We start from the raw sequence: 19,089 nt of genomic DNA, 5'->3' as shown, positions 1-19,089 counted from the left end.
GCGACCACAAGACCTACCAGCCCGCCCCCGCAACCTGACCCCATCAGCAAACCCGGAAATCACCAGTAGGACTTGACAACCTCATTGAGATTCCTCCTCAACTCCCGACAACAGATAGTTGCAAGCGAACATGGTTATCGGCCGCAACGCAAGCCGATCCGCCCAAATAACCTCCGAAATGTCGCGGATGCATGCCCCGGGGCGAATCCTGCAGAGGCGGTTCGCAACGCCCTGAGCGGCCCCGGGACATCCGTTTCCCGGCTATCGCGCCGGGCATGCGGTCCGCACCGCGTTCAGCGCGTCGTTGACTCGCTTACTGGCGTCGTTGAGCGTGCCGACCGGTGCGGTGTAGGTCATCTTGCGGGATTCGCCGGCCAAGCCGCGGGCGGCGTTGACGTATTCGGTGAGCTTCTGCGCGAGATCCGGGGGTAACGCGTCGCCGGCGGCGGTGACCCGCCCCTCCACGGTCCGCGCGGCGTCCTCGAGGGTCTGCGCGGCGGAATCGCGCTTGGCGTCCTGGTCGGGGGCGTTCGCATCGTGCGCGTCGACGAAGTCGTTGTACTTCGTCACCGCGGCACCGGTGGTGTCACGGAACGGTGTGCAGTTGTCGGCGACGGCTTTCGTCTGCGCGGCAGCCTTTTTCGACGAGGTGGCCGCGGCCGAGGACGCTGCCATCTCGGTCCGGAACGCGGCCGCATCCGCCTGGTTCACGGTCGCGGTACCGTGGACAGCGGTAGAGCATCCTGCCACCACCAGTCCGGTGCCGACCGCCAAGGTCGCGCACATCAGTCCGAACCCACGTGGGTTCAGCAGTTTCATCGTCCTCCCCGCTTCTCGAGCAGTCGAAAGAATGTCCTGTGGCGAGTTCGCTGCAACGAGCGTCACAGCCTAGCGAACGGTACTGGATTTACGGCTGACATGATGACCTGGGACGCATCATCGACAAGGATGTGAGGTGCGCCCCAAACCGTGAGCGACGGACGGCCCGCACACCAGCGGTGCTGCCCGGGGTTAGAGCCATCAGCTTGTCCACCCCCTGTACGAGGAGCATTGATTTTGACCGACCTGATGCACCCGATTTCGTCAAGTTCTGCATCCGACCCCGAGCCGACGAGCGCCAAAGGTTCCGCCGACCACCAGTCGGCGCCCGCCCGCCCGGCCGGTGCGCGTGTGCGTGTGATCCGCGAGGGGGTGGCGTCATATCTACCGGACATCGACCCGGAGGAGACGAGCGAGTGGCTCGACTCCTTCGACGAGATGCTCGAGCGCGAGGGCCCCGGCCGCGCACGCTATCTGATGCTGCGCCTGCTGGAGCGCGCCGGTGAACGTCACGTCACCATCCCGGCGTTGACCTCCACCGATTACGTCAACACCATCCCCACCGAGAACGAGCCCTGGTTCCCCGGCGACGAAGAGGTCGAGCGCCGCTACCGCGCCTGGATCCGCTGGAACGCCGCGGTCATGGTGCATCGCGCGCAACGGCCGGGAATCGGTGTGGGCGGCCATATTTCGACCTACGCGTCGTCCGCGGCGCTGTACGAGGTCGGCTTCAACCACTTCTTCCGCGGCAAGAACCATCCCGGCGGCGGCGACCAGATCTTCATCCAGGGCCACGCCTCCCCCGGCATCTACGCCCGCGCCTTCCTCGAGGGCAGGCTGACCGAGGATCAGCTCGACGGGTTCCGCCAGGAGTACAGCCACGGCGGTCCGGGCCACGGACTGTCGTCGTATCCGCACCCGCGACTGATGCCCGATTTCTGGGAATTCCCCACGGTTTCCATGGGGTTGGGCCCGATGAACGCCATCTACCAGGCGCGCTTCAACCACTACCTGCACGATCGCGGGATCAAGGACACCTCCGATCAGCACGTGTGGGCCTTCCTCGGCGACGGCGAGATGGACGAGGCGGAATCGCGCGGTCTGGCGCATGTGGCGGCGCTGGAGGGTCTGGACAATCTGACCTTCGTCGTCAACTGCAACCTGCAGCGACTCGACGGCCCGGTCCGCGGTAACGGCAAGATCATTCAGGAGCTGGAGTCGTTCTTCCGCGGCGCCGGCTGGAACGTCATCAAGGTGATCTGGGGCCGGGAGTGGGATGCGCTGCTCGGCGCCGACCGCGACGGTGCGCTGGTCAACCTGATGAACTCGACCCCGGACGGCGACTACCAGACCTACAAGGCCAACGACGGCGCCTATGTGCGCGAGCACTTCTTCGGGCGCGATCCGCGCACCAAGGATCTGGTGAAGGACCTGACCGATCAGCAGGTCTGGAATCTCAAGCGCGGTGGTCACGACTACCGCAAGATCTACGCGGCCTATGCCGCGGCGCTGGCGCATCAGGGCAAGCCGACGGTGATCCTGGCCAAGACCATCAAGGGTTACGGCCTGGGCAAGCACTTCGAGGCGCGCAACGCGACGCACCAGATGAAGAAGATGACGCTCGACGATCTGAAGGCGTTCCGCGACGTGCAGCGCATTCCGATCACCGACGCCCAGCTCGAGGCCGATCCGTATCTGCCCCCGTACTACCACCCGGGCATGGATTCGCACGAGATCGGCTACATGCTGGACCGGCGGCGCGCGCTGGGTGGCTTCCTGCCCGAACGGCGTTCTACGGCAAAGCCTTTGCAGTTGCCCGGTGACGCGCCCTACGCCTCCGTGCGCAAGGGGTCGGGGAAGCAGAACGTCGCGACCACGATGGCGTTCGTGCGGCTGATGAAGGAACTGTTGCGCGACAAGGAGATCGGTAAGCGCATCGTGCCGATCATTCCCGACGAGGCCCGCACCTTCGGTATGGACTCGTGGTTCCCGTCGTTGAAGATCTACAACCGCAACGGGCAGTTGTACACCTCCGTCGACGCGGAATTGATGCTGGCCTACAAAGAAAGTCAAGTGGGCCAGATTCTGCACGAGGGCATCAACGAGGCCGGATCGACCGCATCGTTCACCGCGGCCGGCACGTCGTACGCCACCCACGGCGAGCCGATGATCCCGCTCTACATCTTCTATTCGATGTTCGGGTTCCAGCGCACCGGCGACGGCCTGTGGGCGGCCGCCGACCAGCTGGCCCGCGGCTTCGTACTCGGCGCAACCGCCGGGCGCACCACGCTGACCGGTGAGGGATTGCAGCACAACGACGGCCATTCGCTGCTGCTGGCCTCCACCAATCCGGCGGTGGTCGCCTACGATCCGGCGTTCGCCTTCGAGATCGCCCACATCGTGCGCGACGGCCTGCGCCGGATGTACGGGGGCGGGCGGGCGCAGCTCGGTCCGGGCGGAACCCTCGCCTCGGAGATGCCCGGGACCCATCCGGTGATGAAGGACGACGTCTTCGGCGGCGAGAACGTCTTCTACTACATCACCCTCTACAACGAGCCGTATCAGCAGCCGGCCGAGCCGGACGACCTCGACGTCGAGGGTCTGCTGAAGGGCATCTACCTGTACCGCCGGGGCGGCGAGGGTGACGTGCGCGCCCAGATCCTGGTCGCGGGTGTGACGCTGCCCGACGGCCTGCGCGCGCAGGAACTGCTGGCCGAGGACTGGGGTGTGCAGGCGGACGTGTGGTCGGTGACGTCGTGGAGCGAGCTGCGCCGGGAGGCGCTGGCCAAGGAGATCCACACGCTGCGGCATCCGGATGCCGGAACCGACGCGCCGTACATCACGCGAGTGCTGTCGCAGGCGCAGGGGCCGTTCGTGGCGGCCTCGGACTGGATGCGCGCGGTGCCGGACCAGATCCGCAAATGGGTCCCCGGTGACTACACCACGCTGGGCACCGACGGATTCGGGTTCTCCGATACCCGGCAGGCGGCGCGGCGGGTGTTCAACGTCGACGCCCAATCCATCGCCCTGGCGGCGCTGGAGGCCCTGGGACGCACCGGCGGGGTCGATTCGTCGGTGGTCGCGCAAGCCGCTGCCCGCTACCGCATCGACGACGTCGACGCCGCGCCGAAATCGATGAGCAGCGAAGAACAGCTCGCGTGACCGTTCCGGTAGGGGCGCGAATCGCGCCCCTACCGGGGGGTTGCGGAGACCGACCGCGCGATGACGGAATATTGAACAGTGGAACGTAAACCGCCGCGGCCTCGCCGGGTTTCCGAGGGGTCGTCCGAGCACGAGGTCTATCTGCCGACCGGGGCGCTGTCCCCCAATCGGCAAACCCGCGATCCGCTGCCGGACACCCTGCTGAAACGGGTGAAGCAGTTCTCCGGGCGGCTGTCCACCGAGGCGATCGCCTCGATGGAGGACCGGCTACCGTTCTTCGGCGATCTGGATGCCGCCCAGCGCGCGGGCGTGCAGATGCTGGTGCAGACCGCGGTGGTCAATTTCCTGGAGTGGTTACAGGATCCGGAAAGCGATATCCGTTTCAGCCTCGACGCGTTCCAGGTGATTCCGCAGGATCTGGCCCGCCGGCTGACCTTGCGGCAGACCGTCGACATGGTCCGGGTCGCGATGGAGTTCTTCGAGCAGTGGCTGCCGGCGCTGGCCCGCAACGACCGCCAGCTGGTGGCGCTCACCGAGGCGGTGCTGCGCTACGGCCGTGAACTCGGTTTCGCCGCGGCGTCGGTCTACGCCTCCGCGGCCGAATCCCGCGGCGCCTGGGATACCCGCCTGGAGGCGCTGGTGGTCGACGCCGTCGTGCGTGGTGACACCGGCGCCGAAATGCTCTCGCGCGCGGCCACATTGAACTGGGATGCCACCGCCGCCGCGACGGTGCTGGTCGGCACACCCCCGAAAGATCAAGTGGCCGTGGTGAGTTCGGTGCACGTCGTCGCCGCCCGGCACGGCCGCGCGGCGCTCGCGGTGGTGCAGGGTTCGCGGCTGGTGATGGTGGTCAGCGGCAATCTCGGCGATACCGGCTACCCCTCGCCGTTCCTGATGGATCTGCTCGCCGAGGCGTTCTCGGAGGGGCCCGTGGTGATCGGCCCGACCATGCGCACGCTGTCGGCGGCGCACGTCAGCGCGGTGGAGGCGATGGCCGGAATGGAGGCCGTGGTGGGCTGGCGGGCGGCGCCGCGGCCGGTACACGCCTCCGAACTTCTGCCCGAGCGAGCCCTGCTCGGCGATCGGGCTGCGGTCGACGCTCTCAACGAGTACGTTGTGCTACCGTTGGCCGCCGCCGGGTCGGCCTTGTCGGACACTCTCGACGCCTACCTCGATTGCGGTGGAGCGGTCGAGACTTGCGCCCGGCAGCTGTTCGTTCATCCAAATACGGTCCGCTACCGGCTCAAGCGCATCGCCGAGGTCACCGGCCGGGATCCGATGAATCCTCGTGACGCCTATGTGCTCCGAATCGCGGCAACAGTGGGTCGTTTGACACGAGTGCGTAACGAATCGTCTACACCTGCCTCAGAAGACTCGCAGGCAACTTTCTACGAAGATCGCCTGTAACGGACATCGCGGCGCCGTCGATCGCCTCGACCCACGTGCCGTTTTGTGGGGTCCACACAAAAGCTTCGCTCAAACATCATCGGCGCCGACATCTCCACGGACCCCCCTCACAGTGTTTTGTTAGAGGCGTGATCGCGTTGTTCGCCCCTGGACAGGGCTCTCAGACACCCGGCATGCTCGCGCCATGGCTCGATCTTCCCGGCGCGCGTGACCGCCTCGAACTGTGGTCCAAGGCCTCCGGCCTGGATCTGCTCCGCCTCGGCACCACCGCCACCGCGGAGGAGATCACCGATACCGCGGTGACCCAGCCGCTGGTCGTCGCCGCCGCGCTGCTGGCTTTCGCCGAGATTCCGCACGAAGCGGTCCCGGCGGATACCATCGTCGCCGGACATTCGGTCGGCGAGCTCGCCGCCGCAGCCGTCGCCGGTGTCGTCTCTCCCGACGACGCGGTGAAACTGGCCGCGATTCGCGGTGCGGAGATGGCCAAGGCGTGTGCGCTGGTTCCGACCGGCATGTCCGCCGTGCTCGGTGGCGACGAAGCCGCCGTGCTCGACCGGCTCGCCGAACTCGACCTGGTCCCGGCCAACCGCAACGCGGTCGGTCAGATCGTGGCGGCAGGCCGGCTGGATGCGCTGGCGGAACTGGCCGCGAACCCGCCGGAAAAGGCGCGGATTCGCGCGCTGCCTGTCGCCGGGGCCTTCCACACCGCGTTCATGGCACCCGCCCAGGACGCCGTGGCCGAAGCCATCTCCCAGATGGTCCCCGGTGAGCCGACCCGTACCCTGCTGTCGAACTACGACGGCAAGCCGGTCGACTCGGGCAAAGACGCCATCGAGAAGCTGGCGGCACAGGTGACCCGGCCCGTCCGGTGGGATCTGTGCACAGAAACCGTTCGCGCGGCAGGGGTTTCCGCGGTGGCCGAGTTGCCGCCGGCCGGAACCCTGGTCGGCATCGCCAAGCGGGAGCTCAAGGGCACCCCGAATCTGGCGCTGAAGACCCCCGAGAACATCCCCGCGTTTGTCGAGCTCTCGGCAACCGGCTAGCTTTCCTCGCGGCTCGCAGTGACGCGACCGTGAGCGAGCAGGACGAAACATTCGTCCACCTCGTACCGAAGAAATAATCGGGACCTCCGATTCACGTCGGACCAACGAAAGAACAAGAAGGGAGCCACCAAGTGGCCGCTCTGACCCAGGAACAGATCGTCGAAGAGCTCGGCAAGATCATCGAAGAGGTGACCGGCATCGAGCCCTCCGAGGTGACGATCGAGAAGTCTTTCGTCGATGACCTGGACATCGACTCGCTGTCGATGGTCGAGATCGCCGTGCAGACCGAGGACAAGTACGGCGTGAAGATCCCCGACGAGGATCTTGCCAGCCTCAAGACCGTGGGTGACGCCGTCTCCTACATCCAGAAGCTCGAGGCCGAGAACTCCGACGCGGCCGCTGAGCTCAAGGCCAAGTTCGACGCCCAGTAAGGCCGACACCGTGACCACTCCTTCCACTTTGAACGGGAACTTCCCGAACGTCGTCGTCACCAGCATGGCGGCGACCACGTCGATCGCGGGTGACGTCGATGCGACGTGGAAGGGACTCCTCAACGGCGAGAGCGGCATCGACGTTCTCGAGGATTCCTTCATCGAGGAATACGACCTCCCGGTTCGCATCGGCGGCCACCTGAAGGTTTCGCCGGACACCCTGCTCAGCCGGGTCGAGATCCGCCGCATGGCTTATGTCGAGCGGCTGGCGATGGTGCTGGGGCGCGAGGTGTGGAAGAACGCCGGCAGCCCCGAGGTCGACCCCGAGCGCCTGGCCGTGGCGATCGGCACCGGTCTCGGCGGCGGCGACGCGCTCATCGACTCGGTGGACAAGCTGAAGAACGGCGGCTACCGCAAGATCTCGCCGCTGGCCGTTCAGATGGTCATGCCGAACGGGCCGTCCGCTGTCGTGGGCCTCGAACTGGGGGCCAAGGCGGGAGTGGTCACCCCGGTCTCGGCATGTTCGTCGGGATCCGAGGGCATCGCCAACGCGTGGCGGATGATCGTCATGGGCGACGCCGACATGGTCGTCACCGGCGGTGTCGAGGGCTACATCTCCGACGTGCCGATCGCCGCGTTCTCCATGATGCGCGCGATGAGCACCCGCAACGACGACCCCAAGGGCGCGTCGCGGCCGTTCGACAAGGATCGTGACGGCTTCGTCTTCGGCGAGGCCGGTGCACTGATGGTCGTCGAGACCGAAGAGCACGCCAAGGCACGCGGGGCCACCATCCACGCTCGCCTGCTGGGTGCCGGCATCACTTCCGACGGCTTCCACCTGGTCGCCCCGGATCCCACGGGTGCCGGTGCGGCGCGCGCCATGGAGCGCGCCATGCAGACCGCCGGACTGTCGAAGTCCGACATCACGCACATCAATGCGCACGCGACCGCCACCCCGATCGGGGACACCGCGGAAGCGAACGCGATTTACAGGGCCGTGGGCAAGCACGCCTCGGTCTACGCGCCCAAGTCCGCCCTGGGCCACTCGATCGGCGCCGTGGGCGCCCTCGAGTCGGTGCTCACAGTGCTCAGCATTCGCGACGGCATCGTTCCGCCCACGCTGAACCTGGAGAACCAGGACCCGGAGATCGACCTGGATGTCGTGCACGGTGAGGCCCGTCGCCAGGACATCGAGTACGCGATCAACAACTCGTTCGGTTTCGGCGGCCACAACGTGGCGCTGGCCTTCGGACGGTACTGATCCGACTCGTCGACAACGTACTGTCGACAACTTCAGCGAACCCGGTGGGGCTTTTCGGCCAAGGCAGATCCCCTCGTCGAAAAGCCCCACCGGGATTTTTCATCTTTCGCAGCCGCGTCAGCGACTCCACATTCCATCGAGGAGAGACCGCGATGACCATCATGGCCCCCGTGCAGGCGGATGCCACGACCGATCCCCGTGATCCGCTGGGTCGGTTGCAGCGCTTCTTCGATCCCGGAACCGTTCTTCCGCTCCACCCCCGCGACAAGTCCGGCGTGCTGGCCGCCATCGGCGAGGTCGACGGCGTGCGCACCGTCGCATACTGCTCCGACGCCACCGTGATGGGCGGCGCCATGGGTGTCGACGGGTGCAAGCACATCGTGGACGCGATCGATACCGCCATCGATTCCCGGATCCCCGTCGTCGGCATCTGGCATTCGGGCGGCGCCCGCCTGGCCGAGGGTGTCGAGGCACTGCACGCGGTCGGCACCGTCTTCGAGGCCATGGTGCGCGCCTCGGGCCTGGTCCCCCAGATTTCGGTCGTGGTCGGCTTCGCCGCCGGCGGCGCCGCGTACGGCCCCGCTCTGACCGACGTCGTGATCATGGCGCCCGAGGGCCGCGTCTTCGTCACCGGACCGGATGTCGTCAAGTCGGTCACCGGCGAGAACGTCGACATGGCCACCCTCGGCGGGCCCGAGACCCACGGCAAGAAGTCCGGTGTGTGCCATATCGTCGCCGACGACGAGAACGACGCGATGCACCGCGGCCGCCGCCTGGTCTCGATGTTCGCCGAACAGGGAGAATTCGACCTGTCCGCCGCCGCCCACGGCGATGTGGACCTGAAGGCGATGCTGCCCGAGTCGGCCAAGCGGGCCTACGACGTCAAGCCGGTCGTGCGCGAGTTGCTCGACAAGATCCCCTCGCCGGACGGCAACGACGAATCCTCCTTCGAGGAGATGCAGGGCGGTTACGCCCGCAGCATCGTCACCGGCCTGGGCCGCCTCGGTGGTCGCACGGTCGGCGTGCTCGCCAACAACCCGCTGCGCATGGGCGGCTGCCTCACCAGCGAATCCGCCGAGAAGGCAGCGCGTTTCGTGCGGCTGTGCAACTCCTTCGGCATCCCGCTGGTCGTCATCACCGACGTGCCCGGCTACCTGCCCGGTGTCGGCATGGAATGGGAGGGCGTGGTGCGCCGCGGCGCGAAGCTGCTGCACGCCTTCGCCGAGGCCCGCGTCCCGCGCGTCACGTTGGTGACCCGGAAGATCTACGGCGGCGCCTACATCGCGATGAACGCCCGCTCGCTGGGCGCCACCGCCGTGTACGCCTGGCCGGAGTCCGAGGTCGCCGTGATGGGCGCCAAGGCCGCGGTCGGCATCCTGCACAAGAAGGCCATCGCGAAGGTCCCCGAAGAGGAGCGTGAGGCCCTGATCGAGCGCCTCACCGCCGAACACGAGACCATCGCCGGCGGTGTCGGACGGGCCCTGTCCCTCGGCGTCGTGGACGAGGTCATCGACCCGGCCAAGACCCGGTCCACCATCGCCGCCGCGCTGGCCTCGGCCCCGGCCCAGCCGAGCCACAACAAGAACATTCCGCTGTAAAGCGTTCGGCGCCAACACATTACGGGTGGTCTCCCTTGCGGAGGCCACCCGTAATGTGTTTCCGGCTCGATGCGGGTACTCAGCCGACGTCGCGGCGGAGCCAGGTGACCTCGGCGCCCTCGCCGCCGGTGCGGAAGGGTTCGAGTTCGTCGTCCCAGGCGGTGCCCAAGGCGCGATCGATGTCGGCGGAGATATCGCCGTGGCGGCCGCGGGCCCGGGCGGCGCGGACGATTTCGCGCAGCCGCATCTCGCCGACCATGACGTCGCCGTTGGCGCTCATCGCGCCGGTCCACAATCCGAGGCCGGGCACGAAACTGTAGCGTTCGCCGTCGACCCCTTCGGAGGGGTCCTCGGTGACCTCGAAGCGCAGTACGGGCCAATCCCGCAACGCCTTGGCAATTCGTCCCGCGGTACCGACGGGACCTACCCAGTCGGTGGTTGCGCGCAGTTGTCCCGCGGCGGCCGGCTGGGCGGTCCAGCGCAGGGACGCAGGTGATTTCAGAGTGGAGGAAAGCGTCCATTCGATGTGCGGGCACAGCGCGGCCGGTGACGCGTGGATGTACACCACACCACACGTCACATCCGCGAACTGATCAGATGCGCGCACCTGTACACCTCCAGCCTCGACGTCGGACGTCTTCCCCAACATCCCGTCGAGCCCAGGCGTTGCCCGAGTTTACTGGAGTGCCCGATGTTACGGCTGTTACTTTTCGGCCGTGTCGCGAATCTGCTGGATATCGGCGATGACGGCGTCGCTGAGCGTCGGCCACACCGCTCGGGCCCAATCGCCGAAATTCTCGTCGCTCAATGCCACACACGCCACCCCGATCTCCGGATCCACCCACAGGAAGGTGCCGGACTGCCCGAAATGCCCGTAGGTTCGCGGCGAGTTGGCTCCCCCCGTCCAATGCGGAGTCTTGTGGTCGCGGATCTCGAATCCCAGACCCCAATCATTGGGGCGCTGCGATCCGTATCCGGGAAGCACTCCGCCGACGCCCGGGAATTGCACGGAGGTCGCCGCGGTGAGCATGTCACCGGATATCAAGATCGGGTTCAGCAATTCTCCGGCGAAACGCAGGAGATCGTTCACCGTGGAGCGTCCGGCGTGCCCGGCGGATCCGGCCAGCACCGAGGATTTCATTCCGAGTGGCTCGAATACCGCCTGCCGCAGATATTCGGGAAATTCGATTCCGGTCTCGCGCGTGAGGAACTCGGCGAGCACCTCGAATCCGGCGCTGGAATAGATGCGGCGCCGCCCGGGCTCGGCCATGATCACCGTGGTGTCGAAGGCCAGTCCGGCCGTATGCGCCAGCAGGTGGCGCACGGTGGAGCCGGGCGGGCCGGCGGGCTGGTCCAGTTCGATCGCACCTTCTTCGACCGCCACCAGAACCGCGTAGGCGGCAAGGGGTTTCGTGACCGACGCGAGGGCGAACACCCGGTCGAGGTCTCCCTCGGTGCCGACCACGCCGTGTGCATCGACGACGCCCGCGGCGGCATGCCGGACGGGCCAGTCGCGAATCTGTTCGAGTGCTCGCACGGCACCGAGCCTACGAGAAGGCTCCGAACCCACCGGCCGCGGGGAGGCGGCTACGCCGGGCCGTCGCTGCGATAGGGCGCGGCCACCAGTTGCTCGTCCTGACGAGCCAGCAGCGTGCGACGCCGGGTCAGCTCGGCGATCTGCGCGTCGAGGTGAGACAGACCTTCCCGCATGATCTTTCGGGTGTGATCGCAGTGCTGTAAGCCCGTGGCGGTCGCACACGGCAGCAGTTCGCGGATGGCGCTGGTCGGCAGTCCGGCGGCGAGCAGTTCGCGAATGCGGTGCACCCGCTGCGGTGCGTCGTAGGCGTAGACGCGGTAACCGTTGCCGTCGCGGCGGGCGCTCAGCAGCCCCTGTTCCTCGTAGTAGCGCAGCAGGCGGGTGCTGACGCCGGTGGTGTTCGCCAGCTCGCCGATCAGCACTGCGCCCTCCCGGGCTTGACCTTCACACTCATGTCAAACCCTACGTCGCCGCCATGACGAACATTTCACTGTCCACATCGGTCACCGGCAGCGGTCCCGCGGTCGTGCTCGCGCACGGCGCGGGCGGCGGAATCGAGGCAAACTTCGGCTCCCTGATCCCGCTGCTCGCCGAGCGGCATACCGTGATCGGCTCCGACTATCCGGCCGACGACACCGTGCTGACCCTCGACGGACTGGCCGACGCACTGGTCGAGGAGGCCGTATCGGCGGGCGCCCAGCGATTCCCGATCATCGGATTCTCGCTCGGCACCGCGGTGGCGGTGCGCGCCGCCGTGCGTCATCCCGATCGGGTCACCGGCTTGGTGCTCGCGGCCGGGCTGGCCCGGGCCGACCATCGGGCCCGGCTCGTGCTGGATCTGTGGCGCGGCACGCTCGCCGCACGCGACCACGATGCGTTCGCGCGGGTGGTCCTGTTGTCCGGATACAGCGCCGCCTTCACCAATTCCCTGCCCGACGAGGTGTATTCGCAGTACCTGGCCCAGATCGCCGCCGATGTCCCGGGCGGGGCGGCGGCGCAGGCGGATCTGGTCGCCCGGGTGGACACCCGCGCCGATCTGCCCCGGGTCGCGGTGCCGACCCGGGTCATCGCCGCGACCGCGGATCTGCTGGTCGATCCCGCCAATTCGCGCGAGCTGGCGGCGGCCATTCCGGGCGCCGAATACGTCGAGGTAGCGGCGGGACACGTGCTGATGCACGAGGCGCCGGAGGCGTGGCATCGCGCCGTCCTCGACTACTTCGCGGACAGCTCCCGAATCCACGCCGCCTGATCGGTTTCCGATCGGGGTGGACACCGTACGACGCCGCGGCGGTGACCGTTACCATCGGTTGCACTATGGGCGAGGTTGCTGAGGTACACGGTGAGGTGGCGACCGGTTTCGAGCCGGTCGCGGACGCGTTTCGACGCAACTTCGCCCGGTTCGGCGAGATCGGGGCGGCCGTGGCCGTCTACGACGGGGACCGGCCGGTGGTGGATCTGTGGGCGGGGTTCCGCGATCGCCGCAGACAGCTGCCGTGGGAGCGCGACACCATGGTTCCGGTGTTCTCCTCGACGAAGGGGATGACGGCATTCGCCGTGGCGGGTGCCGTCTCGCGCGGAGTCCTCGACTATCAGGCCCCGGTCGCGCAGTATTGGCCGGAATTCGCCGCACACGGCAAGGAATCGATCACCGTGCGGCAGCTGCTCGACCACCGCGCGGGTCTGCCGGTGCTGGACCGGGTGGTGCGGTTGTCCGATATGGCCGACCGGGATCGGCTCGCGGAGATCCTGGCCGACCAGAAACCACTGTGGAGTCCGGGCACCCGGCAGGGTTATCACCCGATCACCGCCGGGCTGTATCAGGGCGAACTGCTCCGCCGCGTCGATCCGCGGCACCGCACCCTGGGCCGCATCTTCGCCGAGGACTTCGCCCGCCCGCTCGAGCTGGACTTCTTCATCGGATTGCCGGAGGAGCAATCCCTCGATCGCATCGCCACGCTCGCGTCCACCTCCGGCCTGGACGTGCTGCGGTACGAGCGAGACGTGCCGCTGCGCATCGCGATTCAGATGTTCCTGCGGCGCGGGCTCACCTATCGCGCCTTGAGCAGCCCCCGCACCGGCGCACCCGAACGTGCCACCCGCCGCGAATTCCTCGGTGTCGAGAGCCCGGCCGCGGGTGGGGTGGGCACGGCGCGTTCCTTGGCGCGGGTCTACGGCGCGGCGGCGGGACGCACCGGTGAATTGCCCATCGCACCAGGCATTCTGGATCGGCTGGCCACCGCCGACACCGTCGACGACGTGCCCGCCGACGATCTGGTGCTGCTCACCCGCAGCCGCTACCACCTGGGGTTCCGCAAATCCTGTGGCAGCTTCCGTTTCGGCAGCGACAGGCGCGCGTACGGCACCACCGGTTACGGGGGCTCGTTCGGCTTCGCCGATCCCGCAACGGGTTTGGGTTTCGGCTATGTGATGAACCGCCTCGGCACCGCCGTTCTCGACGATGCGCGCGCCCGCGCCGTGCGGGAGGCACTACTCCGCTGCGGCTGATCACGCCACCGCGCCGACTTACCACCACTGACGATGACCTCTTCCGTGCTGTTAACTCACTCTTTGCCGGCAGGTGACCAGGTGTGCGAGCGGATCGCACACACTGTCCGAGCCGGACGGCGAGGAGAAAGCGCGGATGCGAATGGTGATCGGACACAGGCCAACCCACGCCACCACCCGGGACGGCATCCGGGACCCCGGCAGATTCGGCGCGTTCGGCGGCCGCTACGTTCCCGAAGGATTGATGGCGGCGCTCACCGACGTCGAGAACGCCCATCGAGCGGCCTGGGCGGATCCCGAATACCACGGCGAACTCGACCGGTTGCTGCGAGAGCGAGTCGGCCGCCCGACCCTGCTGCACGCGGCGCCGCGACTGGCCCGCGCGCTGAATGTCCCCGGAGCGCAGGTATTCCTGAAGCGCGAGGATATGACGCACACGGGCGCCCACAAGATCAACAATGCCCTCGGGCAGGGGCTGCTGGCCGTGCGGATGGGCAAGACCCGCGTCATCGCCGAAACCGGGGCCGGGCAGCACGGCGTCGCGGTGGCGACCGTCTGCGCCATGCTCGGGCTGACTTGCGTGATCTACATGGGCGCCGACGATATGGCCCGCCAGCAGAGCAACGTCGTGCGGATGCGGCTGCTCGGCGCGGACGTGCGCGCCGTCCGTTCCGGCGATCGCCGATTGAAGGCCGCGGTGACCGAGGCGGTGCGAGATTGGGTGGCGCACACCGAAACCACGCATTTCCTGTTCGGCACCGCCACCGGGCCCGCACCCTATCCACGGATGGTGCGTGACCATCAGAGCCGGATCGGCATCGAGTCCCGGGCACAGCTGCTGGCGGCGACGGGACGGCTGCCCGACCACGTCATCGCCTGCGTGGGTGGCGGCAGTAACGCGATCGGGATGTTCCATCCCTTCACCGGCGATGCGCAGGTGCGGCTGATCGGTGTGGAGGCCGGGGGCCGCGGCTTACACACCGGCGAGCACGCGGCCACACTCAGCGCGGGCACACCGGGTGAGATGGACGGCGCGTTCAGCTACGTCCTGCAGGACCAGGAGGGACAGATCGCGCGCACCCACAGCATCGCGGCCGGATTGGATTATCCGGGGGTGGGCCCGGAACTGAGCCATCTCAAGGACATCGGCCGCATCGACCACGCCGTCGCGACCGACGCGGCGGCGCTGCGCGGACTGGATACGCTGTGCCGGACCGAGGGGATCATCACCGCCCTCGAATCCGCGCACGCCGTGGGATATCTGCTGGAGCTGGCCGAACAGGGCGGAATCGCCGAGGACGCGCTGATTCTGCTGTGCCTGTCCGGCCGCGGCGACAAGGATCTCGCCATCCTCGCCGACCTGCTCGACGCCGGCTGACGCCGCGCCCGGCTCATTCGCAGAGCCGGTTGGCCTTCTCGAACAGTTCCAGGGTGATGGCGTGCAGGAAATCGCCGGTCTGCTTGGGCGCCTTGCCGGCACAGGCACGCGCGTGCGTGCCCTCGAGAACGATGCCGAGTTTGAAGCAGGCCAGCACCGTGTACCAGCCGGCATGACCGAGGTCGCGGTCGGAGAAGTTCGCGTAGTGGGCGATCATCTCCTCGGCGGTGGGCAGGCCACCGGCGGCGCCGAGCTTGCCGACCAGGGCGGCGCCGGTGGTTCCGGGCTCGGGCCGGGTGGCGATCTGCCAGCCCAGATCCAGCAGCGGATCACCGATCGTCGACATCTCCCAGTCGACCATGGCGGCGACCTCGGGCCCGTCGTAGGAGAACATCATGTTGGCCAGGTGGCAGTCGCCGTGCAGGATGCCCGGCCGCCACTGTGCGGGCCGGTTGCGGTCGAGCCAGTCCCCGACTCGGTCCACACCCGGGATCTGCGGGCCGGGGTAGCCGTCGTTGCTGCTGTAGGACTCGAGTTCGCCGAGCCAGCGCGGCACCTGGCGTTCCAGGAAACCGTCCGGCTTGCCGTAATCGGCCAGCCCCAGCGCCTCGTAGTCGAGCGAACCGAGCCGGGCGATGGCCTCGACCGCCGACAGTCCCATCTGCCGCCGCACCTCGGGATCGCCGGCGTGCAGGGCGGGCAACTCGTTCTGCGGGTTGAAGCCGGTGATCGGCTCCATCAGATAGAAGACCGCGCCGATCACCGATTCGTCGGCGCCCGCGGCGATCACCCGCGGGGCGCGCACGCCGGTGCCCGCCAGCGCGCCGAGCAGGCGGGATTCGCGGCGGATCACGTCGTTGCTCTTGGGACGCAGATGTTTCGGCCCGCGGCGCAGCACGAATTCGCGGCCACCCCGGCGGAACCGCAGCATGATGTTCTGGGTGCCGCCGCCGAGCGAGGTCACATCCTCGAAGTCGCCGCCGGGCAGGCCCTGCTCATCCATCCACTCGCCGACTGCCGCGAAATCGACGACCTCGCGCTCGACCTCGGCCGGTTGCACCACAGACATGCCCCACATTGTGCACCACCACGACCGGTCAACTGAAGGCATATGCCCTCACTGCGTCGTCCGAGATGCCCGATACGGTGATGCACATGAGCACGTCCCGGTCTCGGCATGCGGGCGAGACCACTGTCGACCACGCGGTGCGCACCCGAACCCCCGTGCGCACCCTGCTGATCGACAACTACGACTCGTTCACCTACAACCTCTTCCAGTTGGTCGGCACGGTGAACGGCGCCGAGCCGACCGTGCTGCGCAACGACGAGGTCGACACCCTGGCCGAGCTGGACCTCGACCGGTTCGACAACATCGTCGTCTCCCCCGGGCCCGGACGCCCCGATGTACCAAGGGATTTCGGGATCTCACAGGCGCTGATCGACCGTGCGGAGCTCCCGCTGCTGGGCGTCTGCCTCGGACACCAGGGCATCGTGCTGGCGGCCGGTGGGCGGGTGATCCCGGCGCCCGCGCCCCGGCACGGCTATCCGGACCGCATCAGCCACGACGGTCGCGACCTGTTCGCCGGGGTTCCCGCCGACTTCCTGGCCGTGCGCTACCACTCGCTGTGCGCCGCCCAGCCCCTGCCGGACGCGCTGGCGATCACCGCGACCGCGCCCGACGGGGTCGTGATGGGCGTTCGCCACCGGCACCGCCCGCAGTGGGGTGTGCAGTTCCATCCGGAATCGGTGTCGAGCGAATTCGGCGCCGCGCTGCTGGGTAATTTCGCGCGGCTGACCCGGGAGTGGTGGGCGCATCGGGCCGTGACCGGCCGGGCATCGGGCGTCCACGAACCGTCACGGGACATCTCACGGCCGGGCGAACGTCCGGCTCGCCGACCACTCGGCGGGACGGGCGTCGCGTCGTCGATGGGTGCGACGTCCGATCCGGTCTCCGGTGAGCCCGGAACCGCAGAGGCCGACGCCACGCGGCCGACGACCCTCACCGTGCTGCACGAGGTGATCGACCGCGCCGTGGAGACGGAATCCGTTGTGCTGCGGGTATATCCGGACTCGCCAACAGTGTTCTGGCTCGACAGTGCGCATGTGGAGCCGGGGCTGGATCGGTTCAGTTTCGCCGGTGATGCGTCCGGGCCGCTGGCGGAGGTGGTCCGGTATCGGGTGGGCGCGGGATGTGTGATCGAGAATCGAACCGGAACGCGCACCGATCCGCGGCCGGTGCTCGACTATCTGTCGGCGCGGCTGAGTGCGCTGAACATCCGATTCCCCGATGTGCCCTTCGATTTCGTCGGCGGCTACGTCGGCTATCTGGGCTACGAGATGAAGGCCGACTGCGGTGCGAGGACCGGGCATCGCTCGCCCTATCCGGACGCGCAGTGGCTCTTCGCCGATCGGCTGGTCGTAGTCGATCACGTCGCGGGCCGCACCCATCTGATCGCTGTCACCGACGCCGATTCGGCCGCCGAGAATCACCGCTGGCTGGCCGATACGCGCGCGACCGTCGCGAGCCTGCCGGATCGGCGGAATCCGGAACCGCTCACCCTTCCCGCCGACGAGGAGGCCGTCGTCTCCCGCCTGAGCCGCGGCCGGGACCGCTATCTGGCCGATATCGCGGCGATCGATGGCGAGCTGCGCGCCGGGGAGACCTACGAGGTGAACCTCACCGACAGCGCGACCATCGATTCCGATGCGCCGGGACTCGAGGTCTACCGGATGCTGCGGCGCAGCAATCCCGCCCCGTACGCGGCGTACCTGCGATTCGGCGAGCTCCATATCGCCTGTTCCTCACCGGAGCGCTTCCTGAAGATCGACCGCACCCGCACGGTGGAGACCAAGCCGATCAAGGGCACCGCCCCGCGCGGCGCGACTCCGGAGGCGGACGAAAACCTCTGCCGCGCCTTGGAATTGGATCCCAAGACGCGGGCCGAGAATCTGATGATCGTCGACCTGCTGCGCAACGATCTGGGCCGGGTGTGTGAGCTGGGCAGCGTGCATGTGCCCGAGCTGATGGTCGCGGAGACCTACACCACGATGCATCAGTTGGTGAGCACCGTGCGCGGGCGGCTGCGCCCCGAGGTGGATGTGCTCGATTGCCTGCGCGCATGCTTCCCGGGCGGCTCGATGACCGGGGCTCCGAAGCTGCGGACCATGGAGATCATCGACGGGCTGGAGACCGAGGCGCGCGGCATCTACTCGGGCACGATCGGGTTTCTGGGTCTGGGCGGAACGGCGGATCTCAATATCGTCATCCGCACCGCGGTCCGCGACGAGCGCGGCTGGCGCGTCGGCGCGGGCGGCGCGGTGGTGCTGGACTCCGATGCCGACGCGGAATTCCACGAGATGGTGCTCAAGGCCGCGGCCGCGGCTCGTGCGGTGATCGCGACGGCGGAGTCGCCGCGATCGGCGGGCAGGGCGGGTCTATTTCCCGCGTCGACGTGACTTCGGCTCCGGTTGCGGTGGTTCCGCCTCGCGGCCGGTGAGGCGGCCCAGCATCGAGATGCCCGGCAGTTTCGACAGCCGGTTGAACACATCCTCGCCCAGCGCGATCACGGCCTCGAGCCGCGGCAGCAGCCGGTCGTAGGCCGCGAAGGCCGGATCGGCCAGCGCCAGGGTCCGGTCGAGGCGGTCGATGGTGGAATTGAGCCGGTCGATGGCGATCGCCAGATTCTCGATCAGATCCGGAAGTTGCGCGGCCAACTGTACGGAGGCGGGCGGGAGCCGCACCGCGGTGCCGAAGGCGGTACCGGCGGTGACCTGCGCGGCATCGATGGCCTGGCCCGCGGCGGCCTGCGCGGCCTGCGCGGCGGCCTGGGCGGCGGCGAGGATTTCCGTCGCACCCGGCACCCGCGCGCCGCTGGGCTTACGCCCGGAGTCACCCTTCGGGTTCGTCATGCTTCCACTGTGCCGCACCCGGACAGTCACGAAAAGCTC

General features: G+C 68.0%; 16 protein-coding genes. 10 read left to right on the top strand and 6 right to left on the bottom strand.

Features of this window, described 5'->3' with window-relative positions; translation table 11 throughout:
- Positions 1-261 precede the first annotated feature (261 nt).
- Positions 262-819: a hypothetical protein gene (locus IG65_RS0130920; RefSeq protein WP_030518489.1), complete on the bottom strand. Its 558-nt coding sequence runs from the start codon at positions 817-819 to the stop codon at positions 262-264.
- 237 nt (positions 820-1,056) lie between these two features.
- Here IG65_RS0130920 and aceE point away from each other — a divergent pair, with 237 nt between their 5' ends.
- From aceE to IG65_RS0130890, 6 genes are all read left to right on the top strand, one after another.
- Positions 1,057-3,981 (top strand): pyruvate dehydrogenase (acetyl-transferring), homodimeric type, encoded by a 2,925-nt coding sequence (gene aceE / locus IG65_RS0130915; RefSeq protein WP_030518488.1) that lies wholly within the window; start codon positions 1,057-1,059, stop codon positions 3,979-3,981.
- A gap of 78 nt (positions 3,982-4,059) precedes the next feature.
- The gene (locus IG65_RS0130910; RefSeq protein ID WP_030518487.1) at positions 4,060-5,388 is read left to right on the top strand and encodes a CdaR family transcriptional regulator; all 1,329 of its coding nucleotides are present in this window, start codon (positions 4,060-4,062) and stop codon (positions 5,386-5,388) included.
- Positions 5,389-5,516: 128 nt separating this feature from the next.
- On the top strand, positions 5,517-6,431 hold the full coding sequence (locus IG65_RS0130905) for an ACP S-malonyltransferase (RefSeq protein WP_030518486.1): 915 nt from the start codon (positions 5,517-5,519) through the stop codon (positions 6,429-6,431).
- Positions 6,432-6,562: 131 nt separating this feature from the next.
- Positions 6,563-6,862 carry a meromycolate extension acyl carrier protein AcpM gene (gene acpM, locus IG65_RS0130900; RefSeq protein ID WP_030518485.1) on the top strand — a complete coding sequence of 100 codons (300 nt, stop codon included), beginning with the start codon at positions 6,563-6,565 and terminating at the stop codon, positions 6,860-6,862.
- A 10-nt stretch (positions 6,863-6,872) separates the two neighbouring features.
- A complete protein-coding gene (locus IG65_RS0130895; RefSeq protein ID WP_030518484.1) occupies positions 6,873-8,123 on the top strand; it encodes a KasA/KasB family beta-ketoacyl-ACP synthase in 1,251 nt (416 codons plus the stop codon).
- Between the two features lie 152 nt (positions 8,124-8,275).
- Positions 8,276-9,721: an acyl-CoA carboxylase subunit beta gene (locus tag IG65_RS0130890; protein WP_030518483.1), complete on the top strand. Its 1,446-nt coding sequence runs from the start codon at positions 8,276-8,278 to the stop codon at positions 9,719-9,721.
- 79 nt (positions 9,722-9,800) lie between these two features.
- On the opposite strand, the gene IG65_RS0130885 is transcribed toward IG65_RS0130890, so the two are convergent.
- From IG65_RS0130885 to IG65_RS0130875, 3 genes are all read right to left on the bottom strand, one after another.
- Positions 9,801-10,328: a DUF3145 domain-containing protein gene (locus tag IG65_RS0130885; RefSeq protein WP_030518482.1), complete on the bottom strand. Its 528-nt coding sequence runs from the start codon at positions 10,326-10,328 to the stop codon at positions 9,801-9,803.
- A 96-nt stretch (positions 10,329-10,424) separates the two neighbouring features.
- Entirely contained in the window at positions 10,425-11,258 is an 834-nt protein-coding gene (locus IG65_RS0130880) for a serine hydrolase (RefSeq protein ID WP_030518481.1), read from the bottom strand.
- Between the two features lie 50 nt (positions 11,259-11,308).
- On the bottom strand, positions 11,309-11,680 hold the full coding sequence (locus IG65_RS0130875; RefSeq protein WP_051757244.1) for a MerR family transcriptional regulator: 372 nt from the start codon (positions 11,678-11,680) through the stop codon (positions 11,309-11,311).
- Positions 11,681-11,733: 53 nt separating this feature from the next.
- Between IG65_RS0130875 and IG65_RS0130870 the strand changes: the two genes are divergently transcribed.
- The 3 genes from IG65_RS0130870 (at position 11,734) to trpB (ending at position 15,141) form a co-directional block, all read left to right on the top strand.
- A complete protein-coding gene (locus tag IG65_RS0130870; RefSeq protein WP_030518479.1) occupies positions 11,734-12,507 on the top strand; it encodes an alpha/beta fold hydrolase in 774 nt (257 codons plus the stop codon).
- Between the two features lie 65 nt (positions 12,508-12,572).
- Positions 12,573-13,763, top strand: coding sequence for a serine hydrolase domain-containing protein (locus IG65_RS0130865; RefSeq protein WP_030518478.1), 1,191 nt, complete (start codon positions 12,573-12,575; stop codon positions 13,761-13,763).
- Positions 13,764-13,899: 136 nt separating this feature from the next.
- Positions 13,900-15,141, top strand: coding sequence for a tryptophan synthase subunit beta (gene trpB, locus IG65_RS0130860; RefSeq protein WP_030518477.1), 1,242 nt, complete (start codon positions 13,900-13,902; stop codon positions 15,139-15,141).
- A 13-nt stretch (positions 15,142-15,154) separates the two neighbouring features.
- Here trpB and IG65_RS0130855 read toward each other — a convergent pair whose 3' ends face one another.
- Entirely contained in the window at positions 15,155-16,219 is a 1,065-nt protein-coding gene (locus IG65_RS0130855; protein WP_081879880.1) for a phosphotransferase family protein, read from the bottom strand.
- 146 nt (positions 16,220-16,365) lie between these two features.
- On the opposite strand from IG65_RS0130855, the gene pabB reads away from it, so the two are divergent.
- Positions 16,366-18,597 (top strand): aminodeoxychorismate synthase component I, encoded by a 2,232-nt coding sequence (gene pabB / locus IG65_RS0130850; RefSeq protein ID WP_030518475.1) that lies wholly within the window; start codon positions 16,366-16,368, stop codon positions 18,595-18,597.
- On the opposite strand, the gene IG65_RS0130845 is transcribed toward pabB, so the two are convergent.
- Positions 18,577-19,050, bottom strand: coding sequence for a hypothetical protein (locus IG65_RS0130845; RefSeq protein WP_030518474.1), 474 nt, complete (start codon positions 19,048-19,050; stop codon positions 18,577-18,579). The genes pabB and IG65_RS0130845 overlap by 21 nt on opposite strands.
- Positions 19,051-19,089: the final 39 nt, after the last annotated feature.

Source organism: Nocardia sp. NRRL WC-3656 (assembly GCF_000720265.1).
In the GTDB taxonomy this organism is placed as follows: Bacteria; Actinomycetota; Actinomycetes; order Mycobacteriales; family Mycobacteriaceae; genus Nocardia; species Nocardia nova.
This window is presented reverse-complemented; position numbering and strand designations above follow the sequence as displayed.